Annotated in this window: 25 protein-coding genes and 4 pseudogenes; 16 read left to right on the forward strand and 13 right to left on the reverse strand. The window is 67.9% G+C overall.

Going from position 1 to position 24,750, the window contains the following annotated elements; genetic code table 11:
* The first annotated feature begins 60 nt into the window (after positions 1 to 60).
* Positions 61 to 831, forward strand: coding sequence for a hypothetical protein (locus QFZ82_RS02605; RefSeq protein ID WP_307711544.1), 771 nt, complete (start codon positions 61 to 63; stop codon positions 829 to 831).
* A gap of 329 nt (positions 832 to 1,160) precedes the next feature.
* Here the strand turns inward: QFZ82_RS02605 and QFZ82_RS02610 are convergent, their stop codons facing one another.
* Together QFZ82_RS02610 and QFZ82_RS02615 are read right to left on the reverse strand one after the other, a co-directional pair.
* On the reverse strand, positions 1,161 to 1,661 hold the full coding sequence (locus QFZ82_RS02610) for a hypothetical protein (protein ID WP_307711545.1): 501 nt from the start codon (positions 1,659 to 1,661) through the stop codon (positions 1,161 to 1,163).
* A gap of 378 nt (positions 1,662 to 2,039) precedes the next feature.
* Positions 2,040 to 2,465, reverse strand: coding sequence for a DUF4259 domain-containing protein (locus QFZ82_RS02615; protein ID WP_307717597.1), 426 nt, complete (start codon positions 2,463 to 2,465; stop codon positions 2,040 to 2,042).
* Between the two features lie 212 nt (positions 2,466 to 2,677).
* Between QFZ82_RS02615 and QFZ82_RS02620 the strand changes: the two are divergent.
* The 4 genes and pseudogenes from QFZ82_RS02620 (at position 2,678) to QFZ82_RS02635 (ending at position 5,165) form a co-directional block, all read left to right on the forward strand.
* Positions 2,678 to 3,864, forward strand: a pseudogene (locus tag QFZ82_RS02620) (NAD(P)/FAD-dependent oxidoreductase).
* 107 nt (positions 3,865 to 3,971) lie between these two features.
* Positions 3,972 to 4,331, forward strand: coding sequence for a hypothetical protein (locus QFZ82_RS02625; protein WP_307717598.1), 360 nt, complete (start codon positions 3,972 to 3,974; stop codon positions 4,329 to 4,331).
* An 85-nt stretch (positions 4,332 to 4,416) separates the two neighbouring features.
* Positions 4,417 to 4,557 (forward strand): hypothetical protein, encoded by a 141-nt coding sequence (locus QFZ82_RS02630; RefSeq protein WP_307711546.1) that lies wholly within the window; start codon positions 4,417 to 4,419, stop codon positions 4,555 to 4,557.
* Between the two features lie 356 nt (positions 4,558 to 4,913).
* Positions 4,914 to 5,165, forward strand: coding sequence for a DUF6223 family protein (locus QFZ82_RS02635; protein ID WP_307711547.1), 252 nt, complete (start codon positions 4,914 to 4,916; stop codon positions 5,163 to 5,165).
* A gap of 106 nt (positions 5,166 to 5,271) precedes the next feature.
* Here the strand turns inward: QFZ82_RS02635 and QFZ82_RS02640 are convergent, their stop codons facing one another.
* Positions 5,272 to 5,622: a PRC-barrel domain containing protein gene (locus tag QFZ82_RS02640; RefSeq protein ID WP_307711548.1), complete on the reverse strand. Its 351-nt coding sequence runs from the start codon at positions 5,620 to 5,622 to the stop codon at positions 5,272 to 5,274.
* Positions 5,623 to 5,702: 80 nt separating this feature from the next.
* Entirely contained in the window at positions 5,703 to 5,873 is a 171-nt protein-coding gene (locus QFZ82_RS02645) for a hydrophobic protein (RefSeq protein ID WP_307711549.1), read from the reverse strand.
* 1,270 nt (positions 5,874 to 7,143) lie between these two features.
* Between QFZ82_RS02645 and QFZ82_RS02655 the strand changes: the two genes are divergently transcribed.
* The 4 genes and pseudogenes from QFZ82_RS02655 to QFZ82_RS02670 all read left to right on the forward strand — a co-directional run bounded on the left by QFZ82_RS02655 (position 7,144) and on the right by QFZ82_RS02670 (position 9,101).
* Complete coding sequence (locus QFZ82_RS02655) at positions 7,144 to 7,599, forward strand: potassium channel family protein (RefSeq protein WP_307711550.1); 456 nt, start codon at positions 7,144 to 7,146, stop codon at positions 7,597 to 7,599.
* A 192-nt stretch (positions 7,600 to 7,791) separates the two neighbouring features.
* The gene (locus tag QFZ82_RS02660; protein WP_307711551.1) at positions 7,792 to 8,232 is read left to right on the forward strand and encodes an Rrf2 family transcriptional regulator; all 441 of its coding nucleotides are present in this window, start codon (positions 7,792 to 7,794) and stop codon (positions 8,230 to 8,232) included.
* Positions 8,233 to 8,317: 85 nt separating this feature from the next.
* Positions 8,318 to 8,554, forward strand: a pseudogene (locus QFZ82_RS02665) (hemin transporter); the annotation flags it as partial.
* Positions 8,555 to 8,672: 118 nt separating this feature from the next.
* Positions 8,673 to 9,101 carry a hypothetical protein gene (locus tag QFZ82_RS02670; protein WP_307711552.1) on the forward strand — a complete coding sequence of 143 codons (429 nt, stop codon included), beginning with the start codon at positions 8,673 to 8,675 and terminating at the stop codon, positions 9,099 to 9,101.
* A gap of 48 nt (positions 9,102 to 9,149) precedes the next feature.
* Here QFZ82_RS02670 and QFZ82_RS02675 read toward each other — a convergent pair.
* The 6 genes and pseudogenes from QFZ82_RS02675 to QFZ82_RS02700 form a co-directional block, all read right to left on the reverse strand.
* Positions 9,150 to 9,275 (reverse strand): annotated as a pseudogene (locus tag QFZ82_RS02675) (protein phosphatase); the annotation flags it as partial.
* Between the two features lie 23 nt (positions 9,276 to 9,298).
* Positions 9,299 to 9,946, reverse strand: a complete 648-nt coding sequence (locus QFZ82_RS02680) for a TMEM175 family protein (protein ID WP_307711553.1) — start codon at positions 9,944 to 9,946, stop codon at positions 9,299 to 9,301.
* Positions 9,947 to 10,147: 201 nt separating this feature from the next.
* Positions 10,148 to 10,351 carry a cold-shock protein gene (locus QFZ82_RS02685; RefSeq protein WP_100105551.1) on the reverse strand — a complete coding sequence of 68 codons (204 nt, stop codon included), beginning with the start codon at positions 10,349 to 10,351 and terminating at the stop codon, positions 10,148 to 10,150.
* 475 nt (positions 10,352 to 10,826) lie between these two features.
* A complete protein-coding gene (locus QFZ82_RS02690) occupies positions 10,827 to 12,854 on the reverse strand; it encodes a CocE/NonD family hydrolase (RefSeq protein WP_307711554.1) in 2,028 nt (675 codons plus the stop codon).
* A gap of 87 nt (positions 12,855 to 12,941) precedes the next feature.
* On the reverse strand, positions 12,942 to 14,249 hold the full coding sequence (locus QFZ82_RS02695; protein WP_307711555.1) for an ATP-grasp domain-containing protein: 1,308 nt from the start codon (positions 14,247 to 14,249) through the stop codon (positions 12,942 to 12,944).
* Positions 14,250 to 14,336: 87 nt separating this feature from the next.
* Positions 14,337 to 14,564: a DUF5133 domain-containing protein gene (locus QFZ82_RS02700; protein ID WP_307711556.1), complete on the reverse strand. Its 228-nt coding sequence runs from the start codon at positions 14,562 to 14,564 to the stop codon at positions 14,337 to 14,339.
* A 211-nt stretch (positions 14,565 to 14,775) separates the two neighbouring features.
* Here QFZ82_RS02700 and QFZ82_RS02705 point away from each other — a divergent pair, with 211 nt between their 5' ends.
* A complete protein-coding gene (locus QFZ82_RS02705; protein ID WP_307717599.1) occupies positions 14,776 to 15,156 on the forward strand; it encodes a hypothetical protein in 381 nt (126 codons plus the stop codon).
* Positions 15,157 to 15,237: 81 nt separating this feature from the next.
* Here QFZ82_RS02705 and QFZ82_RS02710 read toward each other — a convergent pair.
* From QFZ82_RS02710 to QFZ82_RS02720, 3 genes and pseudogenes are all read right to left on the reverse strand, one after another.
* Positions 15,238 to 15,410, reverse strand: a pseudogene (locus tag QFZ82_RS02710) (IS5/IS1182 family transposase); the annotation flags it as partial.
* Positions 15,411 to 15,417: 7 nt separating this feature from the next.
* Complete coding sequence (locus QFZ82_RS02715; protein WP_307711557.1) at positions 15,418 to 16,104, reverse strand: HAD-IA family hydrolase; 687 nt, start codon at positions 16,102 to 16,104, stop codon at positions 15,418 to 15,420.
* A 49-nt stretch (positions 16,105 to 16,153) separates the two neighbouring features.
* A complete protein-coding gene (locus QFZ82_RS02720) occupies positions 16,154 to 17,938 on the reverse strand; it encodes a sigma-54-dependent Fis family transcriptional regulator (RefSeq protein ID WP_307711558.1) in 1,785 nt (594 codons plus the stop codon).
* 178 nt (positions 17,939 to 18,116) lie between these two features.
* Between QFZ82_RS02720 and QFZ82_RS02725 the strand changes: the two genes are divergently transcribed.
* The 6 genes from QFZ82_RS02725 to QFZ82_RS02750 all read left to right on the forward strand — a co-directional run bounded on the left by QFZ82_RS02725 (position 18,117) and on the right by QFZ82_RS02750 (position 24,738).
* Positions 18,117 to 19,142, forward strand: a complete 1,026-nt coding sequence (locus QFZ82_RS02725) for an NAD(P)-dependent alcohol dehydrogenase (RefSeq protein ID WP_307711559.1) — start codon at positions 18,117 to 18,119, stop codon at positions 19,140 to 19,142.
* Between the two features lie 18 nt (positions 19,143 to 19,160).
* Positions 19,161 to 20,756, forward strand: a complete 1,596-nt coding sequence (locus tag QFZ82_RS02730) for an extracellular solute-binding protein (RefSeq protein ID WP_307711560.1) — start codon at positions 19,161 to 19,163, stop codon at positions 20,754 to 20,756.
* An 80-nt stretch (positions 20,757 to 20,836) separates the two neighbouring features.
* A complete protein-coding gene (locus QFZ82_RS02735; RefSeq protein WP_307711561.1) occupies positions 20,837 to 21,715 on the forward strand; it encodes a carbohydrate ABC transporter permease in 879 nt (292 codons plus the stop codon).
* Positions 21,712 to 22,557: a carbohydrate ABC transporter permease gene (locus QFZ82_RS02740; RefSeq protein WP_307711562.1), complete on the forward strand. Its 846-nt coding sequence runs from the start codon at positions 21,712 to 21,714 to the stop codon at positions 22,555 to 22,557. Before QFZ82_RS02735 ends, QFZ82_RS02740 begins: the two co-directional genes overlap by 4 nt.
* Positions 22,554 to 23,657 carry an ABC transporter ATP-binding protein gene (locus QFZ82_RS02745; RefSeq protein ID WP_307711563.1) on the forward strand — a complete coding sequence of 368 codons (1,104 nt, stop codon included), beginning with the start codon at positions 22,554 to 22,556 and terminating at the stop codon, positions 23,655 to 23,657. Before QFZ82_RS02740 ends, QFZ82_RS02745 begins: the two co-directional genes overlap by 4 nt.
* Before the next feature lies 1 nt (position 23,658).
* Positions 23,659 to 24,738 carry an ABC transporter ATP-binding protein gene (locus tag QFZ82_RS02750; protein ID WP_307711564.1) on the forward strand — a complete coding sequence of 360 codons (1,080 nt, stop codon included), beginning with the start codon at positions 23,659 to 23,661 and terminating at the stop codon, positions 24,736 to 24,738.
* The last annotated feature ends 12 nt before the right edge of the window (positions 24,739 to 24,750 follow it).

Consider the following 24,750-nt stretch of genomic DNA (forward strand, 5'->3'; position numbering starts at 1 on the left):
TGCCGCCGCCCTCTCAACGACACCGTGACGTGCCCGGAGTGCGGGGCGTACGACTATGGCATGACACTGCCGGGTGCGTCGGGCGACGGCGCTCCGGCGGTCGACACCGCGGCGATGGAGGCCCTCTTCAGCGCCGGACCGGACCCCGTCGAAACACCCTCGCCTTCCCCGTCGATCCCCACCCCCCGAAAACGGCCCGCCGAGGACGCGACCGCCTCGGCCCCGACTCCCTCGGCCGAGGGGCCCGAGGCCCGGCGTCGTCACGGCGCGCCGCGCTGGAAGAAGTACGGCGTCCGGACCCTCGCCGCGGCCGCGTTCACCGTGCTGGGCGGCTTCGCCGCCGGCGCGGTGCTTCCCGAGCCGACGGCCGGGCCCCAATCCGCGGACCTCCCCGACGCACCCCCGGGCCCGGAACAGGCATCCGAGGCGCCCCAGGGGCGCGCCGCCGCACCGCCGCGGGCCTCGCGCCCACCGGAACGTGCGGCCACGCGCCCTGCCAGAGGAGCCGGCCGGGACCGCGACAGCGAGGTGATCCGACCCCCGCGTGCGACGGCCACGCAGCCGGAATCACCAACTCCCCCGGCTGCTCCCACCGTCACCGCTTCGCCGTCCGCGAAGCCCACTCCGGCCCCCCGCCCGCCCAGCGGCCGCCCCAGCCCCTCGCCCACCCCGACGGCACCGTCCCCCCCGGCCCCGGCTCCCACACCGAGTCCGAGCCCGAGCGGCAGTACCGGCACCCCGCCCACGGCCGGCCCCACGCCGAGCCCCACGGTCAGGCCGCTGGCCGATGCACTGCGTGGTGGTACGGGGCTGCTGCTGCCGGGGCGCTAACGGAGGACGGGCCGTGACCAGGGTGATCGAGTGCATTCGCGTCATGGGTGCTCACCCACCATCACGCTGTCAAGCGTCTTGCAAGTTACCAGGGGCCGCGCACTACCAGTTCGAGGGGGATCCGTACCGCGACGACTTCTCCGTCCGCTACTTCGACTCGGGCGAGAATCGAGAATCAAGAAGCCGGGCGGCGTCTCGGCGCCTGGTACGACAATGACCGGATCCTGAGCCATGACCCGTTCATAGTCGTCATCGGCGACTGACCGGCACACCTGGTCCGAGATGACCGTCGTGCGGGGCCGGTCCACCAGACCGGCCCCGCGTTTCTTTCACTCAGTCTCTTCACTGACGGCTGTGCGCCAGATCTGGACCAGGCAGTATTGATCTGCGCCATTCAGTTTCTCCTCATGACCCGACGGCATGGGCAAGGGTTCCCGGCGTCCCGCCAACGGAGAGGTGAAAGACCCACCTGCACGATTGAATATCCACTGCCATCGCATCCGGTACAAGCCGGCCGAGGGCAGGATCAGAGGGACTTCGTTCTGCCCTCCATCGATGGTTTCCAGCGCGAGGTCGCCTCCGGGAAGCTCCACCTCCACGTCCTCCGCACCGGACCACTGAGCATCGCTTGCCGGAGGGACGGTTGACCAACTCTCCAACCGTACAGACGCCCGGATCACTTGGGGCGGCACCTGTAGATAGACCATGCCAGGGGCGGAAAGGAGCCAATTCGTGCGATCTGCATGTGGTGCATACGTATCGACACTCGTGTCAACCAGCCCAAAGGTGCGATAACTTGGAGAGACCACGGTCTCGAAAACATCCAGCATCCTACTCAAGGGCACCTCGCACTTCCTCAGTTGAGTCGCAGCAGCATAATGCCCTCGGATTGGTCGACGGCCTTGTTGCTTGGTGGCGAGCGGGATGAGAGGCGGTCGCCGACCGCGTCGAGAACGATGCCGTCGACGCCGCCCAGCGGCGGTAGAGGGTGCCGAGGTGGACGCCGGAGCGAGGCGGCGTTGTCGGGCCGGTGGTCGCCCCCGACAACCCGGCCCCGACCGTCACCCGAAGCCGCCTCGGGCGCCTCACGCGCCAGGGCTTCCTCATCCAACCCGGACTCGGCATCCACCCCGCGCGAGCCCGAGCTGCGAGCCGCAGGACGAAGGCAGCGTTGGTGCCCGAATCCGCGCGGGGAGGAGGAGAACGCCTCAGCTCAGGCGGAGTTGTTCGCCCGGCACCTGTGGCGCGAGTGTGGTGCGGAGCCGGGTGATGGTTGCCTGCCAAGGGCCGCCGTCCGATTCGGCCCAGAGCTCCGGCAGTTCGGACGGCTCGGCCATGACGCGGTCGAGGGCCTGGAGGGCGAGGGCGCGCAAACCGGTGAGATCAGGGAGGGGTTCGTCCGGTCCGTAGTGGGGACCGGCGGGCTCGCCGCCGGGGCATTGCGAGGCGACCAAGGCGGCCGCGGCGACGGCTTCCTCGGACACATGCGCGTCAAGGTATTCGGTGGTGTCGGCCGCGCGGATGAGCGTGGCGCGGACCATGCCCTCGCGTGCGTCCGCAGCGGCCTCGTCGAGGTCGCCGCACCAGTCTGCCGCAGTGTCGTTGTCGAAGGGGCCGACGTCCCAGGTGCCCATGTGTCTCTCCCCATGGTGGTGGTGTCCGGGGATCATGGCAGGTGCCACTGACATGGCCCCGGACTCCTCTCTCTGCCCCCATCCGCAAAGTGGCGGTCATGGCGAGGACTTCGCGTACCGAGCCCGCCTTGTGGAGTGATCTGCGTCACATGCTGTCACGGCGATCAATCGCGCGGTGTCTTGAGGCCGAACCCCTTGAGACGGAGGAGACCATGGCTGGGAACACCGATGTGGTGGTGATCGGCGGCGGCTACGCCGGCGTCATGGCGGCCAATCGCCTGATGAAGCGAGGCGACGTGACCGTGACACTCGTCAACCCGCGCCCGACCTTCGTCCCGCGACTCCGCCTGCATCAGCTGGTGGGCGGGTCCCACGACGCGGTCGTCGACTACCGCGAGATCCTGGCCGCGAGCGTCCGGCTGGTCGTCGACACCGTGACCCGGATCGACGGCGCCCAGCGCAGTGTGACGCTGGCGAGCGGCGGCACGGTCGGCTATGACTACCTGATCTACGCGGCGGGCAGTGGCAGCGCCGACCCGCGCGTTCCCGGGGCGGCCGAATTCGCCCACCCGGTCGCCACCCTGGAGGCCGCGCAGCGGCTGCGGTCGGTCCTCGACGCCGCGCCCGCGTCGGCTGCGGTGACGGTCGTCGGAGCCGGTCCGACCGGCATCGAGACCGCCGCCGAACTGGCCGAGCAGGGCCGCGGGGTGACTGCGGAGACGTACTCGGCCCGTACCTGCACCCTCAGGCCCGACGCACGGCTGCCAGGCGACTCGCCCGGCTCGGGGTGACCGTGCTCGACGGCCCCGACGCGTTGGTCACGGCGGTGACGCGCCACGCCGTGCGCCTCGGTGACGGCCGCGAGCTGCCGAGCGAAGTCACCGTCTGGACCGCCGGGTTCGGCGTGCCGGATCTGGCCACGCGTAGTGGGCTGAGCACCGACGCGGTGGGGCGCCTGCTCACGGACGAGACGCTGACCAGCGTCGACGACGAGCGCATCGTTGCGGCCGGGGACTCGGCGGCACCGTCGGACCTACCGTTCCGGATGAGCGCCTACGCCGCCGGCTGCCTGGGCGCACACGCGGCCGACACGGTGCTCGGCCGCATCGCGGGTGAGCAACCCGCGCCCATCAGCCTGTCGTTCCCCGCTATGTGCGTCAGCCTGGGGCGCCGCGCCGCCGTCCAGCTCGCGCGCAAGGACGACACCGCGATGCGGCTCTACGTCGGCGGCCGTGCGGGCGCGAAGCTGAAGGAGCTCTCCTGCCGGTTCAGCGTCAAGCATCTGGTGGAGGAGGCACGCAAGCCCGGTTCGCACACCTGGCCCCAGGGCGACCACCGCCGGCAACTGCTGCAGGCCAAGCGCGCCCGGGCATCGGCCACCGCTGGGCGGGAAGCCTGACCAGGCATTCGAGGGAGAGAGACCGAGAGATGACCGACCACACCACCGACCTGGCGACCGAAGCGTTCGTCGCCCACCGCAACCTGTTCTTCACCGTCGCCTACGAGATGCTCGGATCGGCGGCCGACGCCTTGACCCTCTTCTTCCAAGCGGTCACCGCCGGCATGCTGCTGACCTCGTCCCGCGGCCATCTGATGCACGACGTCGGATCGAAGGTGATGTACGCAGCCGCCATGCTGTACGTGCTCGCCGCGGTCCTGGCCTGGCGTCCGGGCGGCGGATCACCCCGCCCCATCCTGTACGCCACCGGCTTCCTCGGCCTCGCGTCGGTCCAGGTCGTTCTGGGCATCGCGCACATGCCCTCCCTCCATGTCCCCGTGGGCGTCCTGATGTTCGGCCTCAGCCTCCTGACACTTGGCCAGATGCTGTCCGCCCACCCGCAGGTGCCCTCCAGCGCCCGGTCATAGCCGCCACCGACCCCGGGTCGTGCCGCGCACCGGCCCGGTCCCCCGCACGACGTCAAGCACGCAAAGGCTCCAACCGAGGACGGGCATGGATACTCAGACCCCGCCACAGCACGTTCCGGGATATGTCCAGAACGCCGCCGAGAAGCGTCAGCAGCCCGGAATCGTCGCTCTGGACGCGGCGGGCAGCAGCCTCTCGCACTGGCCGTTGATCACCACCGCGCGGTGATCTGTCTTGCCGATGTCCGCCCCGGCCCGGATCTCGGGCACGCGGTCGAGTCGTCGCGGGGCCCTGGGCGACCAATCCCCTTGAGCCGTCTCGCGGTCTCACGCATGTCAGTCATACCCGCACCCCGGGTCCGCCGATCCCACAAATAACCAGTTCGGACCCACAGTTGAAAGGTAGGGCACCGCATGTCTGTCCGATCTGTGCTTGCCGTGGCCGGAGCCGCCCTGATCGGAGGTGTCGGCTTGCCACACCGGCGGCCGCGCACGCCTCGGCCCAGTCGGCCGCCGCCGGCATTTACACCCTGAGCGCCGGGCGGCTGGGGGCCATCGTGGCCGCGCTGCTGGCGCTGACCCGGCGTGGTCATCGGTGGGCTGGCTCTGGCCCGCTCCTCCGGTCGTATCGATACCGGTCCCGGGCGACGCGGAGCGATCGTGGCTCTGATGGCGGGACTGATCGGCACGGCCCTCGGTGGGCTGGTGGTGGCGACCGCCTCCGGTGGTCTCGGCACCGGCAATGGGCTGGGTGGGGGGATCGTGGCCCTGGTGGTGGGGCTGATCGGCACGGCCCTAGGTTGGCTGACTCTGACCCGTTCCCGCCGCACCGACTGACCGGCTCACCGCAGCGGATGGGCTCGCGCTTCGGACAAAAGCCGGACACAAGGCGGGGGCGGGCCGGGAACGATTACCGGTCCGCCCCCGCCTCGGGGATCGGATGTCAGCCCATGAAGCCGCCGTAGTAGCCGCCGAGCTGGTCCCGGTATCCCGGGTCGTCGGCGTGCGAATCGTTCTCGAACTCGGGCGCGTTCTTGATCTCGTCCTTCGTGCGGGAGACATGAACGGTCTCCGCGGCGATGTCGATGCTCGAAACGACTCCGGCGGGCAGCAGGACATGCTTGCCGAAGATCCACGGGCCGGTGTCGACGACGATGTGCGCGGAGCCCACCTCGTCGGAGTGCTTGTCGACCCTCCCGATGCTGCCGTCGGTGGCCTCGACCTTGAAGCCGACCAGGCCGGCGCCGGTCGTGCGGCCGGAAGCGGGGGTGTAGGCCCAGAGGTTGGGGTCCATGAGAGTCCTCTCAACTTGGATCGTGCGGCATCGGTTGCTCGGCAACGGCCAAGGGCCGCCTGCATACGAGGGCCGGATTCCTACCAGCGGTACCAGCGGCCCCGTCGGCCGCCTGAAGCCGCGGGCCGGACCACGAATCCCAGCAACCACACCACCAGCACGATGACGGCGATCCACCAGAGTGCCTTGAGGGCGAAACCGGCACCGAAGAGAATGAGGGCAAGCAATAGGACGAGAAGCAGGGGAACCATTTCTCATCACCTCCGAAATCCCGTATGCCCCGCACCTGAACCGGCATGCGCGCAATGCGGCTCGTTTCTCGGAGCCCTTCCCGGGTATACGCGCCGCCGCAAAAACAGTGCCGCCGACCACTTCGCAGTGGTCGGCGGCACATGGCACGCGTCATCGCTTGAAGGCGTCCTCCACCTTTTACGCGCTCCGCCCTTCGTCTTTTCCTTGGCCTCGCGCATATCACCCTGCGCCTGATCCGTTCGCCCCTCTGCAGTCAGAAGCTCATTGCCCACGGCGCGACCTGCGCCTTCTCCGCATTGCCCCGCTCCTTTCGCTTCCGCTTATGAGATTCACCTTTCGCAGAGGTCTTGTGTCGCCGTTGCCCATAACGTCGCGACACAACCGGAAATGCGGCGAGTAAGACGTCAGTACGGTGCATACGAAAGGGATCAGTCCGTCCTGCGGATCCATGCCGGCAGAACCACCCAGCAGCCACGAACCAGCTCAGGATGCCGAACGCCTCGTCCTTTCCCCGGCCCGCCCTGCGGAGCCGCGACTCGTCGTGTTCGCACGCGCCTGCGTCACCGCCGACTCGAGCCCGCTCGGGTGCGGAGGGTGTGTACGAGCCGACGGACGACGGCCACGGTGGAGACGCCGTGAGGGCCTCTGCCGAGGCGGGAGTCCACGGGCGGCCGGCGACGGGCGTTCCTGTGCCGCCGCAGTTCACGGACGATGGTGTTCAGCTTGGAAGACATCCAGGATCTCCCTCTGCGTTTCGGTGTTTCGGGGCAGACACCCCGCTCTCCGATTGCCCCGTGGGGACCGCGACATGCCCGACGCCTGCCCTCGCCGGGTTCCGCGACGACGGACCGCCATGGCCCGGCGCGTCGGGCCGAGCGCGCCCGAACAGCGCATCGCCCCGCCGGAGCCGTCGGCGCGTGTCCTACGCCGAGGAGGAGCTGCGCGTCTCGGCGCAGCCCGCGTAGCCCCGTTGCGCAGCCCCGCTGCGGGCATCCCGGGTCAGGCCGCCGCCACCTTGGCGCGGTCCCGCTGCCGCAACTCAACATGTCGCCGTAGAAGCAGTTGGCACAACTCGTAGAAGACCTGATGCCCCGTCGACCTCCGCCCTCAGCCGCCGCGGGGTGAGGACCCGGGCCACCGATCAAGGGAAAGGAACACATCATGCACCGGGCCGTCGCAGCGGGTTCTCGACGGCGACCCGAACGACCCGCTCCGCATGCCGGGGGCACCTGCCCGCGTGGACACTGGGCTCGGGCGAAAGGAGTGATCATGCTTCCCGGATTCCTCACCAGGGCGGTCGGCGTGCTGCTCGGCCGGGAAGGACGGTCACTGCACCTGAAGGCGGCGGGCGGCGCGACAGTCGCCCTCGTGCTGGTGATGCTCGGCGGTTCCTGGGCCGTCGTGGCCGCCGAGGAGGGGGCGCGTGGCGCGAACCTGACGTCGTATCCGAGGGCGCTGTGGTGGTCGATCGAGACGGCGACCACCGTGGGCTACGGGGACTTCTACCCGATCACGCCATGGGGCAGGGTCGTCGGCTCGGTCGTCATGGTCGTCGGAATCACGACGTACGGCATGGTCACGGCCGCACTGGCGACGTGGTTCGTCGGGCGGGAGGAACGACGGCTCAGTCGCGCGCACCATCTGCGCGACGACGCCCTCCAAGCCCTGCACGAACGCTTCGACCGGCTCGAACGCCTGCTGACCGGCGAACGGGACGGCGACTGAGGACCGGCGAAACTCGTTTGCCTGCCGGCCCCGAGGAGTCGCCGTCTGCCCCTCATCATTCGCTGTACCCGATCTGCCGGCCGGCCGGCGGGGCGGCCCTCTGCCGCAAGCCGCCGGGCCGTGACGCACTCCACACGGTCACGGACGCCACTCAAACAGGAACCTCGTATTCGTATTACTAGCGTCCTGGCTGTGCGACTGACCAAGTTCACCGACCTGGCGCTGCGATCCGTCATGCGTCTGGCGGTCTGCGCCGATGACGAGGTGCTCACCACCCGCGAGGTGGCCGAAGCCATGGACGTGCGGTACACCCACGCGGCGAAGACGGTCACGCGCCTGCAGCACCTCGGTGTGGTGGAGGCCCGGCGCGGCCGCGGCGGAGGGCTCGCTCTGACCGGCCTCGGCCGGCGCGCCTCGGTGGGCTGGCTGGTACGGCAGCTCGAGGGCGAGGTCGAGGTCGTCTCCTGCGACGACCCTCCGTGTCCCCTGCGCGGAGCCTGCCGGCTGCGGAGTGCACTGCGCGAAGCCCAGGAGGCGTTCTACGCCACCCTCGACCCGCTGACCGTGGCCGACCTCGTCGCCTCGCCCACGGGGCCGGTGCTGATAGGCCTGGTCGGCCCGCCACCGCGGTAGCCCGGTCCCTCGCATGCACCTGCGCATCACGGCACGGGCTCGCGCGCATCAAAATACGAAGATCATCTACCTATTAGGAGTCGCAGTGCTCTCCGAGCAGTCCGCCCTGGTCGTCCGGGCTACTCTTCCGGCGGTCGGAGCCGCCATCGGGAACATCACCGAGTTGTTCTACCGGAAGCTGTTCGATGCCCATCCCGAGCTGCTGCGCGACGTGTTCAACCGCGGCAACCAGGCCAACGGGGAGCAGCAGAGGGCGCTGGCCGGCTCCATCGCGGCGTTCGCGGGCCTGTTGCTGGAGAAGCCGGACGCCCGCCCCGACGCGTGGCCAGTAGGAGCGGGGCCCGCACGAGCGGACGCGACGGGCGCGGGCTCCTGACGAGGACCGTCCCTGGGAGACCGGCTCGCACGCTCAAGGGACGTCACAGAGAGAGGTGCACCGTATGCATGCCACTTCCGCGGCCGTGGCCGCCGCGGTTGTCTTCGTCTGGCTCGGGATGGTGCTGGCCATCTCCTTCCTGGAGGCACCACTGAAGTTCCGGGCCCCAGGCGTGGACGTACGGATCGGCCTCGGCATCGGCCGTCTTGTCTTCCGCGCGCTCAACCGCGTCGAGGCCGTACTGGCCGTTGTCGTGATCGCTGCGGTCGCCGTCGGCGATCCGCCGGCGGCCGTAGGGGTCCTGACGGCCGTCGCCACCGCACTGCTGGTGATCCAGCTTGTCGGCGTCCGGCCCGTCCTCAACCGCCGGTCCGACCGGGTGCTGTCCGGGGAGGACGTTCCCCGCTCGCGAGCACACCTGCTCTACGTGGTCTATGAGGTGGCCAAGGCCCTCACCCTGCTCGCGCTGGGCACTACCACGCTGATGGCCTGAACATCACCACTGCTCCGCCCCGCTGGGCCCTACCAGCGAGGGCACGCCTGGTCCGAGGACAGGGGTGTTGACCGCAGACCACCACCGCTCCTCGAAGCTGCCCGGCCGGCCCATGAGGGGCATGTCGTACTTCTGCAGCGCCATCGCGTCGGGCTCCCCAGTGGCCAGGACCCGGTGCGGACGTTCGCCGAGAGTTCCTAGGCGGGAGAGGGACCGGTGTCGGATCGCCGGGAGAGCCGGATACGCAACGGGACAGCGACCAGCCACGAGAGCTGCGCCAGCACGGGTGAGGCAAGGGTGAGCGGCATCGAGGCCGCGAAGACGACCACCACGACCAGGCCCTGCTGGACGGACCGGGTCAGACTCTCGCGCGGGATGCCCGGTTTCACCAGGGCCGGCCGGTGGACGAGCCGTAGCGACATCGCGGTCATCAGGCTCGAGGCGGCAGCGATCGCTCCCGCGTAGATCATCGTCGCCGGAGCTGTGTCCCCGTACTCGCTGATCAGACGCGTCGGGAACGGCAGCCCTGCGATCACGGCCAGGAGCGCCAGATAGAGATACAACAGCCACGCGTCGAGCCAGGCGATCGCTGTGAACAGGGCATGCTGAGCCAGCCACAGCATCCCGATGACGGCAAAGCTGAGGACATACGCGCCCACGTCGGGCAGTGCGTCGCGGAGCGCGTCGCCGATGTCCGAGGCGGCCAGCCCGTCCGGCACACCGACGTCGAGGATGAGCAGCGTGATCGCGATGGCGAAGACCGCGTCCCCGAACGCCAGAAGCTGCTCGGGCCCCATGGCCGGCCTGCCGCGTTCGGCTCCCGGCCCACGTCTCACTGCGCTCACACCCGGACGCTACCCCGGGGGTGCCTGCGGCGACACGCGGTGTTGGGCCGGGTGCCGGACAACCTCGTTCTCCGGAGCCTGCCGACCCGGCCGTCTCCCTGCCGCGCACGGCGGCCGCTGGTGCCATCCGCCGCTCCCCTCGAGAGGCGAGACGCCGACGCCCGCCCCGGCAGACCGGGACGGGCGTCACACCGAGGTGGCTCAGGCGGGGGTGATGTTCTCCGCCTGCGGGCCCTTCTGGCCCTGGACGACGTCGAAGTTCACCTTCTGGCCTTCCTGGAGCTCACGGAAGCCCGAGCTGGCGATGTTCGAGTAGTGGGCGAAGACGTCCGGGCCCCCGCCGTCCTGCTCGATGAAGCCGAAGCCCTTTTCTGAGTTGAACCACTTGACTGTTCCGCTGGCCATTTGCCCTCCAAGGGGACTGGAAATCGGTTCCCGCACCGCGCGGGAGCCGGAGGTGATCGCCCTGGTCCTCAGAGGCTTTGAACAGCAAATCGCCCGTGAACTCGCGCTCACGGGCGACCGGTACTTCGGAACCATGACAGCTGGCACTGACGCTACACGGTCCGTCACCTCTTCACCACAAAAACCACCGCGCAAGGGGTAGGACGGGTGATGCGCCCAGCTCCGTCCCCCGGTGGTGGGGCACTGTGGAGGCCGCCTGTCCGGTGCCTCGGATCCACAACGCTGCGCGGACCAACGCCGTTGACGCGGTACCGCCGTTGGTCGTGCCGGGCTCCGGATCGTCCAAGGCGGAGCTGCCGGCAGGTGCTGCTGCGGACCGCACTCGCGGCGACTGCCTGTGATGAACCGGCCGGCCTCCCAGCGCAGCGGGTCCGGGACCGCACGGCGAGCGCCGGCTGGTACCACCCCGCAGCCCTTACAAGTGGTCGCGGGGCAGTGTCTCGTTCCATGTACGGGAGAAGACCCGGCGGTCGTTCTCGAAGCCGTCCAAAGTGGCGTCGACGAAGAACTCGGTCTCGCTGGACCTCAGCATGGTGCGCGTCTCCACCCGCACGTCCCAGTCGTCCCGACGGAATCGCATGGTCCAGGTCGCTTCTCCGCTGACCGAGGTGAAGTCGTCGGCGACCGCGCTGTACTTCTCGTAGGCCCGCAGGCCGACGTCGAGGCCGATGTCGTCGTAGCGCACCATGCCGCGATCCTTGACGATCTCGAGCTCGGAGTTGTAGCCGACCAGGTCTCGTTTGACCTCCCAGCGTTGTTCCGGAGGGGTCAGCTGGGTGGTGGCGAGGGGTGCTGTGCCCTCGGGCTCGCCGAACGGACGCTGGGGAAGGTGGTCGGGCTCACCCGCTGGGCGCAGCGGCAGCGTCAGGCTGCTCATGCCCTCATACACGCTCAACAGCACTGGTCGGGGCGGGGGCCAGGCGAGCGGCCAGTAGGAGGTGGACAGCGACAGCCGGATGCGGTGCCTGGGCGGGAAGGCCTGGGCCACGCCGTTGAGGTGGACGGTCGCCCGGTAGCGCGTGCCGGGTTTCAGCGGCTCCGGCGTTCCCGTCTCATTTCGGTGGGTGAGATTGAGCAGGCCGTACGTGACGCGGGTGGCGCTGCCGTCGGGAGCCACGTCGGACAGCCGGGCGGCGACCATGGCGACCGGTTCGCTCACCGAGAGGTCCAGTTCGACGCTGGGAGAGCCGAGGATCTCGACAGGCTCGACGAGTTGGTCCGTCTCGAAGACCAATGAGCCGCCGTCCTCCTCCCGCTGGTCGTAGGGCAGGTCGGGTGGCGCGTTGTACGAGGCCCATTTGCCGGCGAACTGTCCGACGGACAGGGGCGACTGCACGGTCAGGACATCCTTGCTCGACGTCGTCTCACCGGGGGTGCCGATGCGATGCCGGCTGAGGGGGTGGGCGGTCGGCACGACATGCGGTGAAGGCCAGTCCGGTTCGCCCACCCAGCGACCGGGCCGTTCCTCGTAGCGGGTGGAGGGCGGCACGCTGTCCTGCATCCACGTCTGCAGCATGGGCCCTTCCATGATCCCGTTGTCGACGCCCTTGAGCCAGTGGTCCCACCATGCGACGACCTCTTGCAGATAACCGATGGCGGGGCCCGGTTCGCCGAGGTGGGGGTACTTGTGCGACCACGGGCCGATCAGGCCCTTGCGCGGTACGTCCAGGTTCCCCAGCAGACGGGTCACCGCGTTGGAGTAGCCGTCCGCCCAGCCGCTGGAGGCGAGGACGGGGCAGCGCACGTCCTGGTAGTTCTCGCAGACCGAGGCATGCTGCCAGTAAGCGTCGCGGCGCTGGTGACGCAGCCACTGCAGCACCCACGGTCGGGTGTTCTCCAGGCGTTCGTGCCACATCTCCCGCCAGCGCGCGCCCACGACGGAGGGGTCCGGCGGGCAGGTGGCGTAGGCGAACATGGTGCCGGCTTCGGCCAGGTTGTCCGACAGCAGGGCACCGCCCATGTAGTGCATGTCGTCGGCGTACCGGTCGTCGGTGAAGGAGGCGATGACGATGGCTCGCAGGCTCGGCGGTTGCCGTGCGGCGACCTGAAGGGCGGCGAACGCGCCCCAGGAGATGCCCATCATGCCGGTGTTGCCGTCGCACCAGGGCTGTTCGGCCAGCCAGGCCAAGGTGTCCTCTGCGTCGCTCTGTTCCTGCTCCAGGTACTCGTCCGCCAGCACACCCTCCGACTCGCCGGTGCCACGCAGATCAACGCGGACGCAGGCGTAGCCGTGACCGGCGATGTAGGGATGATGGATGGAGTCGCGTACCGAGGAGAGGTCGCGTTTGCGGTACGGGATGTACTCCAGCACGGCCGGTACGGGTTCCGCGTCCGAGGAGACGGGACGCCAGATCCGGGCCGACAGGCAGACGCCGTCGGACATGGGGACGGCGATGTGTTCCTCTTCCGTTGTCGCGTAGGGCAGGTTGCTCACACAGCGCATACGGCCGGCTCTCTCCTTGTCTTTGCTCGGGCTGGGCGGCTGCCCCGGATCCTGTTCGGCACACCGGCCGGACGGGGCCGTCCTGCCTCAGGTGCTCCTCTCGTCCCGGCCTCCCAAGGTGGGCCGGTTGAAGGTGAGGTCCAAGGCGGCCACGCAGCGGTCGTACTTCTCGCGCAGATCCTCTTCGCTGTCCCCTCCGGTGAAGACGTGGGCCAGCTCAAAGCTGTAGCTGTCCTGCTCCGGCATCTGCGACAGCCGCTGGCCCTCCTCGGGCACCATGTCGACCCGCACACCGGGGATCTCCCGCTCGATGCGCCTCAGGTCCTCATCGGAAGGCACATCGTGCACCACACCGTCGGCGAACCAGCGGTAGTACCACTTGGCGGCAGTCTTGTAGCGACCGGCGCCCTTGGGCAGGCTCGGGTCCTTGCCGAGAGCGAGGCTGATCATGCAGTGGTGGTTGGGCACGCCATCGACGAACTCGAACAGTTCGGCGTGCGACTGGGAGTGCCGGGGGTTGATCTCCAGCAGGTTGATCGCGTCGGTCCGGGGATCGTAGAAGTACTCGATGCTGAACGTCGCCGAGTCCATCCCTATCCGGCGTATCACGCGCTCGGAGACGTCGTGCAGGCGCCGCACCACGGGCTCGGGGAGCGTGGAGGGGTACTGGTGGCGCAGAAAGGACGAGCTGTCGGGATAGTTGATGGAGTCCAGTGCACCGTAGACGGTGACCTCGCCGTGGTGGACGTACCCCTCGACGGCGACCTGGATGCCGGACAGCGCTTCCTCCGCCAGACACACCTGGCCTCCGATGCCCTCCATCTCCGGCGGCAGGTCCAGCTGGTCGAGGATGTACTGGAACGGGCGGCCGACGCGGCCGACCCCCTCGCGGATCTCCTCCACCGCCGCGCGGAACTCCTCCTCGTTCTTCACGCCGAAGGCCAGCTCCGACGAGTACGACAGCGCGGGCTTGAGCCACATCGGGAAACGGACGCCCTCGGGCGGGCGCGGGTCCCTGGCCTCCAGATCGACCCGGCCGAAGCGTGGGTGCTCCTCCACGACCTTCTGCTGCTCCAGGCGGCTCCAGTACTTGTGCTCGCACTTGACGACCGATTCCAGAGAGGTGCTGCGCGTGCCGTATCGCTCACTCAGGATGGGCACGAGTGTGCTCACCGGGAAGTCCCAGTAACCGACGATCGCGTCGATGCTTCCGTCGAACGCGTTCAATATGCCCTCGGCCTTCTCCAGAAGCCCGGGCACGGACACCTCGCCGACCTGCAGCTCCTGCGTGGTCAAGAGCGGATGGAAGCGGTACTCGCGAGCATTCGGCACGTTCAGAAGGGTGTGCAGGTTGGCGTCGTCCAGACCGATCACGAAGATGTTCTTCTTGTTCACCGGATCTCCTCGGGCATGTGGTGTCTCTTGTCCGGGACCTTTCGATCCTCGCCACGCGAGTGGCCGGCCCGGCTCAACAGGGCACGGTCAGGAGCCGAGCACGGAGTCGTCCTCGGGGCGGGCCCCGGGGAGCCGGTGGCGGGCTGCGACGAGAGCGGAGGCCACGTCGCTCGTGCCGGTCGAGACGCACAGCGTGTAGGCCAGATCGTCCATGCGCTGTCGCGCCTGCGACGACCCCTTCTCAGCGCGCAGCACACGCAGCGCGTCGTACTGTTCGAGCAGATTGCGCAGGACGACAGGGTGAGCCATCAGCATGGGGAGAGCCTCCTTCAGGCAAGGCCGCTGCGGATCGGGGGTTGGCTCGCGCCTACCCCCCGCCTCGCACGACATGCCGTCCCGATCAGCCGTTGGACGGCTCTGGACCACCTCTTCTCCTACAACCGCCACCCGCACCGCTCGGCCGGTCTCCGGCTCCGCAGTAGCAGCCAGGGACTGTCTCTCAGCCGTCCATGAGATCGTCGTGCACATGACCGAGTGCTGGGTGATCGATGACGGCAGCAGCACCGTGCCTGTGTCGTCCGAGGCGGTGCTGGAGACCCTCAGGGTGAGGATCGACAGTGGGCGGCTCGAGACGTGGCTGACCAGTTCGTCCGGACGATCGTTGGCCTTCGTGACGAATACCGAGCGCGCGATGGTGGTGCTGCTCGAAGAGGAGGGCGATCCCGGCGAGCATGCCGTGGACCCGGGAACCGACGGATCGAGCGAGGGGTTCGTCCTCTCCAACGGTCAGCACGACGAATACCCGGACGAAGACACCGTGCCCATCGGTGAGGCGTTCAGGATCGTGGAGCACATCGTCAGCACGGGATCATGGCCCGCGAACGCCCGCTGGGTGGTCGATCGTTGAGACAGCGGCCTATCGCCGGGCCCAGATGAGGATGGCGCGAGGTGCAGTGCGGCCTGGTAGGCGATGGCTAGCTTGTGCTTACGCCGTGACCAGCAGTGTCCTGTCTGTCAGCGGCAGGCTCCACGGCCTGCCACGGCGGGCGGCGTCTACCTCCTCGCGACGCAGCGCCGTCACCAGTTTCATGAACTGGCGCGGGCTCAGACCGGAGAACGGGACATCCGAGACGGCTCCGACGCCGTGATCACACCAGCCACATCAAGATCATTCCACTGCGGCTGATCCCTCCAGCCCGTGAGGGCGGTGTCCGGACACGAAGGCAAGGACGTCGCCGACCGCTTCGTTCAGGCTGCCGAAGTGACGATGCACGCCGTCCACCGCCGCAGGGGCGTTGACACCCCACACCGTCATCCCGGCACGCAGCCCGGACTCCACCCCTGAAGGGGCGTCCTCGATGACCAGACAGTCCTCCGGTTCGGCACCAAGTCGCGCGGCTGCCTGCAGATACGGCACAGGCGACGGTTTGCCTTCCTCCACGGCGGCCGCATCCACGAGGACCTCCGGGACCGGCAGGCCCGTCCGTGCGAAACGTCCACGCACCCGGTGCTCATAGTTCGAAGTCACCAGTGCCCAGGACCCGGGCTCCAGTGCACTCAGCAACTCCGAGGCGCCGCCGAAGGCCGTATAGGCGCCGGAGCGGACGTCCTCGTCCTCCAGCTCGTGCAGTGCGGCAAGGCACTCCCCGGGGTCCTGGTCCGGAGCAACCTGCGCGAAGGTCTCCATCGGCCTCGTCCGCAGCGCCACTCGATACACCTCATCGGGGTCCAGTCCGTATCGCTCTGCCCACGCCCGCCAAACCAGGCGCTGATTGTCCACGGCGTCGATCAACGTGCCATCGACATCGAACAGGACATATCTCATCGCACCGGACTGGCCGGGTTCACTGATCACGCTTCGATCATGCCATCAGGTCCTGAGCAGGCAGTTTGCGGGACGAGCCTTAGGTGAGGCTCGACGGGACGATCCCGTAACGGCGCATCTTGCGGTACATGGTGGCGCGGGAGATGCCGAGGTCCTGTGCGGTGCGTTGGACGTTGGAGTTGCGCTCCATCAGGCCCCGCAGAATGGCATCACGTTCCAGCGCTTCGATGGTGGTCAGGACCTTGTGGGACGACACCCGGCATTCCGGCGGGAGATCGTCCACGTGGATCGTCCCGGCCAGCGGGCGCCGTGCGAGGCCGCGGATCACCGACTCCAGTTGCCGAACATTTTCCGGCCAGGCGCAGCGCTCCAGCATCGCCAATGCATCCGGGGAGCAGCTGCTCTCTCCGCCTGGCCGATATTTGAGCAGGAAGAACCGAACCAGGTGCTCGATGTCGCCATAGCGATGACGCAGCGGCGGCACCTCCACCAAGGCGCCGCACAGACGGTCGAGCTCGTCGTCGGGTGTGACCATGGACGGTTGGCTGGTCATGATCAGCTGCCCGTGGGCGGTCCCGTCGGGGTGAGCCAGCAGGCTTGTCAGCTGTCGGCGCAGCTGGTCGCCCAGCAGGTGGACGTCGCGCAGTACGACCACCGTCGACGGCCTGGCCCGCAGCTCGCGGACATCGCGCAGCCAGTGCTCGGTGGCGTGCGGCGACTCCGACAGCGGCGCTTCCACCATCTCGAGCCGGCGCCCGGCACTGTGGGTTCGGTGGACGGCATGGACCAGCGTCCGCTTGCCGGCACCGGCCTCGCCCACGAGATGAAGCCAGGATCCGGCGACGAACGCCGCCTCGGTTTCGGCGACCGCGCGCAGCCACTGCGGGGAGGAGCCCACCAATCCCAGGCCCGATCGTCCGGGGCCGGTGGAAAGTACCGGTCCGTGCTGGGGGCGCCCGATGACCCGGACCCGGAAGATGGCGCCCGCGTCGCTGTCCTCGCGCCGGCTTCGGCTGACCCGCAGCTCGGCGACTCGTCCGGAGGGGAGGGCGATACTCCGTGTCCCTTCGAACCGGGCATCGGCGGCGATCTCCTGTGCGTGGTCGAGCAGCGCGTAGTGATCCGGCCCTGTCACGGCGGATCTCAACTGCTCGTTCATCATGACGACTTCAGGGTTGAGGGCCAGGACAGGTCCCGGGCGCACCGAGGAGCAGGCGTCCATGTAGTCCTGGAACAGGGCCCGTTCCCGTCGCGAGCTGATTGCGGCGATCTCACCTTCGATCTGGCCCGCGACGGAGCGGGCCAGGGCCATGAGCATCCCGGCGGAGCCCTGACGGAGCGTGGTCAGGTTGAAGGCTCCCAGCAGCGTGCGCCGGACAGGATGCAGGATCGGCACGGCCGCGCAGTGGAAGTCGCGCAGCTCCTCGACGTAGTGCTGGCTTCCGGCGATCATGACCGGACGGCCGCTGGCCAACGCGGTCCCGATGCCGTTGGTGCCCACATAGCGCTCGGCGAACACGTGGCCCGGGGCCAGCTGCACTCGGTTGAGCCGCGTCGTCAGACCCTCGTGGGAGAGTTTTCGGGACAGCACCACGCCGTCGCGGTCCGTGATCATCGTGGACACCGGGTCGTCGGCGAGCTGCTCGTGCAGCCTGTTCACGATCGGCAGCGCCGCCCTGGCGAGCGGGCTGTCCAGATTGGGATTCTCGAGGTACGGAGCGTTGATGCGGCTCGACTTCACCTCGTACTCGATCGAGCGCTGCCACGAAGCGACCACGAGCGGGCGGGCGCTCGGGTCCTTGGTGACTTCCAGATACAGCTCTCTGGCCGCTGTCAGCGAGCTGCCGGGCTGCCGTCGGGGCATTTAACACTTCCGTATCACGCGCGTCATCCCTCGATGGACTGATTGGAACAGCTCGATGACGCCGCGCCTATGGCGTGTATCACATTGAGACATCCGCAGGCCCTTTCTGAGACATCGGCCTGCGAGCAGCGGCCTGTGTAATCGGCGCACCGTCCACCGCCGATTCGCAGGGAGCGCCATGAAAGCCGTGCAGGTCATCGAGTACGACGAGCCGCCAGTCCTCGTGGATGTGCCGGACCCGCAGATCACCGGTCCGCTGGATGTGATCGTGAAGGTGGGAGGTGCGGGAGTCTGCCGCACCGATCTCCACATTCTCGAAGGACAGTGGGCCGCCAAGAGCGGAGTCGCCCTCCCCTACACCATCGGCCATGAGAACGCCGGCTGGGTGCAGGAGGTGGGGCAGGCCGTCACCAACGTCAGGGTCGGCGACCCGGTCATCCTGCACCCGCTCGTGACCTGCGGTCTGTGCCGGGCCTGCCGGGCCGGCGACGACGTGCACTGCATGAGCTCGGCGTTCCCGGGGATCGACGCCGACGGGGGCTACGCCGAGTACCTGAAGACCACCGCCCGCTCGGTCGTGGCGCTCGACCCGTCCCTCGAGCCGGCCTCGGTGGCCGCTCTGGCCGATGCCGGGCTCACGGCCTACCACGCTGTCGCCAAGGCGGCCCGGACCCTGCGACCGGGTGACCGGGCCGTGGTGATCGGCGCCGGGGGTCTCGGACACATCGGTATTCAAGTGCTCCGGGCTCTCTCTCCGGTCGAGATCATCGTGATCGACCGGAGCGCGGAGGCCCTCGCCCTCGCCAAGGAGCTCGGGGCCGAACACACGCTGGTCGCCGACGGCAGTGAGACCGAGCGCGTGCGGGAACTCACCGGAGGGCACGGGGCCGAGGCGGTTCTGGACTTCGTCGGCGAGGGGGGTGCCGTCGAGACGGGCGTGGCCTGCCTGCGCCGTAACGGCAACTACTACGTGATCGGCTATGGCGGCCGGCTCGACGTTCCGACGATCGACGTGATCTCCACCGAGATCAACTTCATCGGCAACCTCGTGGGCTCCTACAACGACCTGTCCGAGCTGATGGTGCTGGCAGCCCAGGGCAGGGTCGGCCTGCACACCCAGCGGTACCCCCTGGCGTCCTTCCAGGACGCCCTCGACGACCTGTCCGCCGGTGCCGTACGCGGCAGAGCGATCTTGATTCCCTGACGTCGAAGGAGCACTCCCATGCGCAAGAGTTCGTACAAGGGCGTGGTCGCCGCCGCGATCGCCGTGGCCCTCTCCGCGACTGCCTGCACCGGCCAGGGCCCGGTGGAGAACAAGCCCGACAAGCCCGCGATGTTCGAGCCGGGCTCGGAGATCAGCTACAAGGCGTACAGCAAGGCGTACCCGGCGACGAAGGTCAAGGACGTCCCGGGACCGTGCAGCTATGAGTCCATCAGCCGTAAGGACTACTCCGGACAGACGCTGAAGATCATCAGCCACGCCGTCCCCGTCATCGGCGAGCCGACCCAGCTGCACGCCCGGCAGTTCGAGGAGATCACCGGGGCGAAGGTGCAGGTGGTCAACGTCCCCTTCGGGGAACTGCACCAGAAGATCCTCACGCCCCTGCAAGCGGGCCAGCCGGCGTACGACGTCATGTTCTACCCCTCCTTGTGGATCGGTGACATGGCCCCCTATCTGGCCCCGGTGCCGAAGAAGTATCTGGACACTCCCGGCATGAAGGACGTCACCAAGGCCTACATGGACGTGGCGACCTGGGACGGGAAGGTCGTGCAGTACCCGGTCGACGGTGACAGGCACTATCTCAAGGTCCGGACGGACGTCCTCGAGGACCCGAAGCGGCAGGCGGCGTACAAGGCGGCCACGGGCAAGGACCTCCGGACTCCCAGGACGTGGGCCGAATACCAGGAGGTCGCCGAGTTCTTCAGCGGCAAGGACGTCGACGGTGACGGCAAGCCGAACTTCGGCAGTGCCGAGGTGACCAAGCGTGACGACCTGACATTCTCGGCGTTCATCAGCCGCGCGGCGCCGTACGTGAAGCACCCGGACGTCGAAGGCGGCCTCTTCTTCGACCTCGAGACCATGAAGCCGCTGATCAACACGCCCGGTTTCGTACGCGCCCTCGAGGACATGGTGAAGGCCAAGTCGACCTGGGCACCGGGCGGCGCCAACTTCGGTCTGGGGGACGAGATCCTGTCCTTCGGCGGTGGCCAGAGCGTGATGTCCTATTCGTGGGACGACGCCTTCATCCAGGGCCAGCAGCCGGATGGCAAGATCCGCAACAAGATCAAGGCGGCGGAGTTGCCGGGCTCCGAGGAGGTCTACAACCGCACCACGAAGAGGTGGGACAAGAAGCCCAACCAGGCTCCCTACTTCACCTGGGGCTGGACCTCGGCGGTGGCCAAGGGCGCGCGCAACCAGGACATGGCCTTCGACTATCTGTGCTTCTTCAGCAACGAGGCCAACACCGCTCTCGACCTGACCATCGGTCGTTTCGGTGTCAACCCCTACCGCAACGCGCACTTCAGCGCGGAATTCTGGGAGCAGCAGGGCTGGGACAAGGACGTCGCCGCGTCGTACGTCGAGACCCTCTCCGGCATGGAGTCGAGCGTCAACCGCGTCTTCGACCTGCGCGTACCGGGTGTCAACGGGTACATGTCCGCACTGGCCGACGGCGTCGCCGCGGCTCTCGCGGGACAGAAGTCCCCGCAGCGCGCGCTGGACGACGTGGCCGCGGAGTGGGACACCATCACCGGCCAGATCGGCAAGGACAAGGTCCAGAGCGCCTATCGACACGTGGTCGCACTCGAGGACAACTGACCTGATCGCAGGACGCCCCGGGTGGCCGGCCGAGCCGGTCGGCCACCCGGGGGCGCCCGCCCACTTCCGCAAGGACAACCATGGAAGCTCTGCGCCGGCACAAGAGCATGTTCCTCCTCCCAGGACTGCTCACGCTCGCACTCATCATCATCTTTCCGCTTCTGTTCACCATTCGTGTCAGCTTTTCCGGCTGGAACGTGAGCAACCCCCAGTTGGACTTCATCGGAGGTGCCAACTACGCCACGATGCTGCAGGACAGCCGATTCTGGGCCTCGATCATGCGCCTGGGCCTGCTGGCGGGCGGCACAGTCCTGATCCAGTACGTGATCGGATTCGGGATGGCCCTGCTCGTCTGGCGTGAGACACGCGGCCGTCGTCTGTGGCGGGTGCTGTTCCTCGTCCCCATGATGACCACTCCCGTGGTGATGGCCGCCATCTGGCAAATGATCTTCCACGAGTCGCTGGGGCCGGTGAACGATCTGCTCGGGATGCTCGGCCTGACCGAGGTTCCCTGGCTCACCGAGTCCGGTCCGGCGCTGGTCGCGCTGATGACCGTCGAGGTCTGGCAGTGGACGCCGTTCATGTTCCTGCTGCTGCTGGCCGGCCTGTTGAGCCTTCCCAAGGAACCGTTCATGGCCGCGGCCATCGACGGGGCGGACGCTTGGCGCACCTTCCGGAAGGTGACCTTCCCGCTCATGGCGCCGGTGTCGGTCGCGGCAATCATCATCCGGCTGATCGAGGCGTCCAAGCTCTCCGACAGCGTCTACGTGCTGACCTCCGGGGGACCGGGCTCCGCCACGGAGACGCCGGGCTACTACCTCTACATCCAGGGGCTCAGGGATCAGCAGACCGGGTACAGCGGGGCGATGTCCCTGACCTATCTGGTCCTGATGATCGTCACGCTCACGGTTGTCGCCGCCCTGCTCGCCAGGGCCTTCAAGCTGAAGGGGGACTCATGAGGTCGCGCCTTTATCCCGTATTCAAATACACCGTGATCGCCCTGTGGGCATGCTTCGTCGCAGGACCGTTCTTCTGGGCCATGACGACCAGTTTCAAGGACGTCAACGGCGTCCAGAGGGGCGCCACCTACCTGCCATGGCTGCAGTACGAACCCACCGTCACCGGGTGGCGCAACATCTTCGGCGGAGCCGGAGGTGTCGATGTGATGCAGCCCTTCGTCAACAGCGCCATCGTCACCGTCGCCGCCTCGGCCATCAGCCTCGTCCTCGGGTCCCTGGCCGCCTACGCGTTGTCCCGGTACCGCTTCAAGTTCGGCTTCATCAAGAACAGCGACATCGTCTTCTTCTTCGTGTCGCAGCGGATCATGCCGCCGGTCGTCCTGGTGATCCCGTTCTTCTACCTGCTCCAGTGGACGGGCCTGCTGGACACCATCCTCGGACTGGTCATCGTGACGGTCGCCCTGCTGCTGCCGATCGCGGTCTGGGTGATGGTCGACTTCTTCAACGGCATTCCGCGTGAGATCGACGAGATGGCCATGCTCGACGGCTGCGGCCCGTTCCAGACCTTCGTGCGTGCGATCCTGCCGAATTCCCTGCCCGGGCTGACCGTGGCCGCGATGTTCTGTGTCGTGTTCGGCTGGAACGACTTCTTCTTCGCCTTCCGGCTGACCTTCACCGAGGTCCAGACCCTGCCCCAGGCGGTCGTCGCCCTCAATTCGTCCATCCCGCCCTGGTGGACCCTGTCCGCCGCCGCCCTCTTCGGTGTGACGCCACTGGTTCTTCTCGCGCTCCGGGTCGAGCGCTATCTGTCAAAAGGCAACCTCTCGGGAGCGGTCCGATGAAGCTGAGTGCCACTGATCTGAGCGCCACCGATCTGTGCCTGACCGTCGACGGCGTCGATCATCTCAAGGAGGTGACCGCGGTCTTTCTGCCGGGACGGCTCCACACCGTCATCGGCCGGACGATGGCGGGAAAGACCACACTGCTGCGGGCACTGGCCGGTCTGCAGACGGTCGACTCCGGCTCCCTGACCAGGGAGGGAGCCGACTTCCTGAAGACGCCGGTCTGGCAGCGCGACACCGCCATGGTCTACCAGCAGTTCATCAACTACCCGCATCTCAACGTGTTCGACAACGTCGCCTTCCCGCTCAAACGGGCGGGACTGTCACGAGACGAGATCCGGCGGCGTGTCGGGGAGAGCCTGGCACGTGTCGGCCTTGCCGACTTCGAGCGGCGCAAGCCGTCTCAGCTCTCCGGCGGCCAGCAGCAGCGAGTTGCGCTGGCCCGGGCCCTCGCTCGATCCACGGGCATCCTCCTGCTCGACGAGCCGCTGGCCAATCTGGACTACAAGTTGCGTGAACAGTTGCGAGACGAGTTCAAGACCCTCTTCTCCGACCAGGGCGACACCATAGTGATCTACACGACCACCGAGCCCGCCGAGGCGATGATGCTCGGAGACGTGGTGCTGGTCATGCACGAGGGACGGATCCTCCAGATCGGTCCTCCGCAGGAGGTCTTCGAGCGCCCGGCGACGACCACGGTGGCGTCCATCATCAACGACCCGCCCATGAACATCTTCACAGGCCGCATCGAGAGCGGTCAGGTCACGGTGGCCGGCTTCCAGGCCACGCACGCGTCCGCACATCTCGCCGATCTTCCCGACGGCGCCTACCAGTTCGGCCTGCGCGCGACGGACGTCGGCCTGGCGTCCGCCGGCGTCGAGGGCGAGGTCACCTTCGTCGAGATCTCCGGGTCGGAGACGTTTGTCCATGCGGCCGTCGGCGAGACCCCGTTCGTCATACAGATCGAGGGCATCCATGACGTCGCTCTCGGTGACCTGGTGAAACTGCGACTCCGTCCCGAGCGTTTGTTCGCCTTCGACGAGGAAGGGACGCTCGTGCGGACGCCTTCATACGATCTCGCTTCAGTGGAAGGGCGCTGATATGACGCAGCTGGACATCATCGACGTCGGGCACAGCTACGCGCACGGAGTCGAAGAGGAGCAGTGGGCTCTCAAGCCACTCGCGCTGACCTTCGAGGCCGGCAAGACCTACGCACTGGTCGGGCCGTCGGGCTGCGGCAAGACCACGTTGCTGAACATCCTGTCCGGGCTGGTCAGGCCGACACAGGGCCAAGTCCTCTTCGACGGCGCGGACGTCACTGCTCTGCCGACCAAGGCGCGCAACATCGCCCAGGTGTTCCAGTTTCCCGTCATCTACCAGTCGATGACGGTGTACGAGAACCTCGCCTTCCCCCTGCAGTGCCGCCGGTGGGACAAGGCGCGGATCGATGCCAAGGTCCATCAGGTCGCCGAGGCACTGGACCTTGATGACCGGCTCAGGCAGCCCGCCCGCCGGCTCACCGCCGACGACAAGCAGCTCATCTCGCTCGGCCGTGGTCTTGTCCGCGATGACGTGGCCGCCGTCCTGATGGACGAACCGCTGACCGTCATCGATCCACAGCTGAAGCACTCGCTGCGGCGCAAGATCCGTGAGATCACGGAGCAGTTCCGGCCCACCGTCATCTACGTCACCCACGACCAGTACGAAGCGATGAGCATTGCGCAGGAAGTGCTGGTCATGAAGGACGGCCGGGCCATGCAGCAGGGCACTCCAGAGCAGCTTTTCGAGGCCCCTTCGTCAACGTACGTCGGGTACTTCATCGGATCACCGGCAATGAACTTCTTGGCCGTGGACCGGGCACACGGGAACGTCACCCTTGCGGGCCGGGCCCTGGCCATGGCGTGGGACATTCCGGAGGGCACCACCGAGGGCCAGGTGGGAATCCGGCCCGAGTACGTCAAAGTCGTCACGGAACCGGGGCCCAATACGTTTCCCGCCCGGCTTCGGGGCGTCCGGGACCACGGGCCGCAGCGCGTGCTCGAGATGGAGGTGGCCGGCCAGCTCATCCGGGCGAAGGTGCCGCGGGAGGAAGGCATTCCAGCGATGGAGGAGGTCCTGGTGCATCTGCCCCGCGCCAAGGTCCTCCCCTACGCGGACGGTCGCCTGGTACTCCAGTCGTAGATCCTGCCGTTC

The organism is Streptomyces sp. V4I23 (genome assembly GCF_030817975.1).
Taxonomy (GTDB): domain Bacteria; phylum Actinomycetota; class Actinomycetes; order Streptomycetales; family Streptomycetaceae; genus Streptomyces.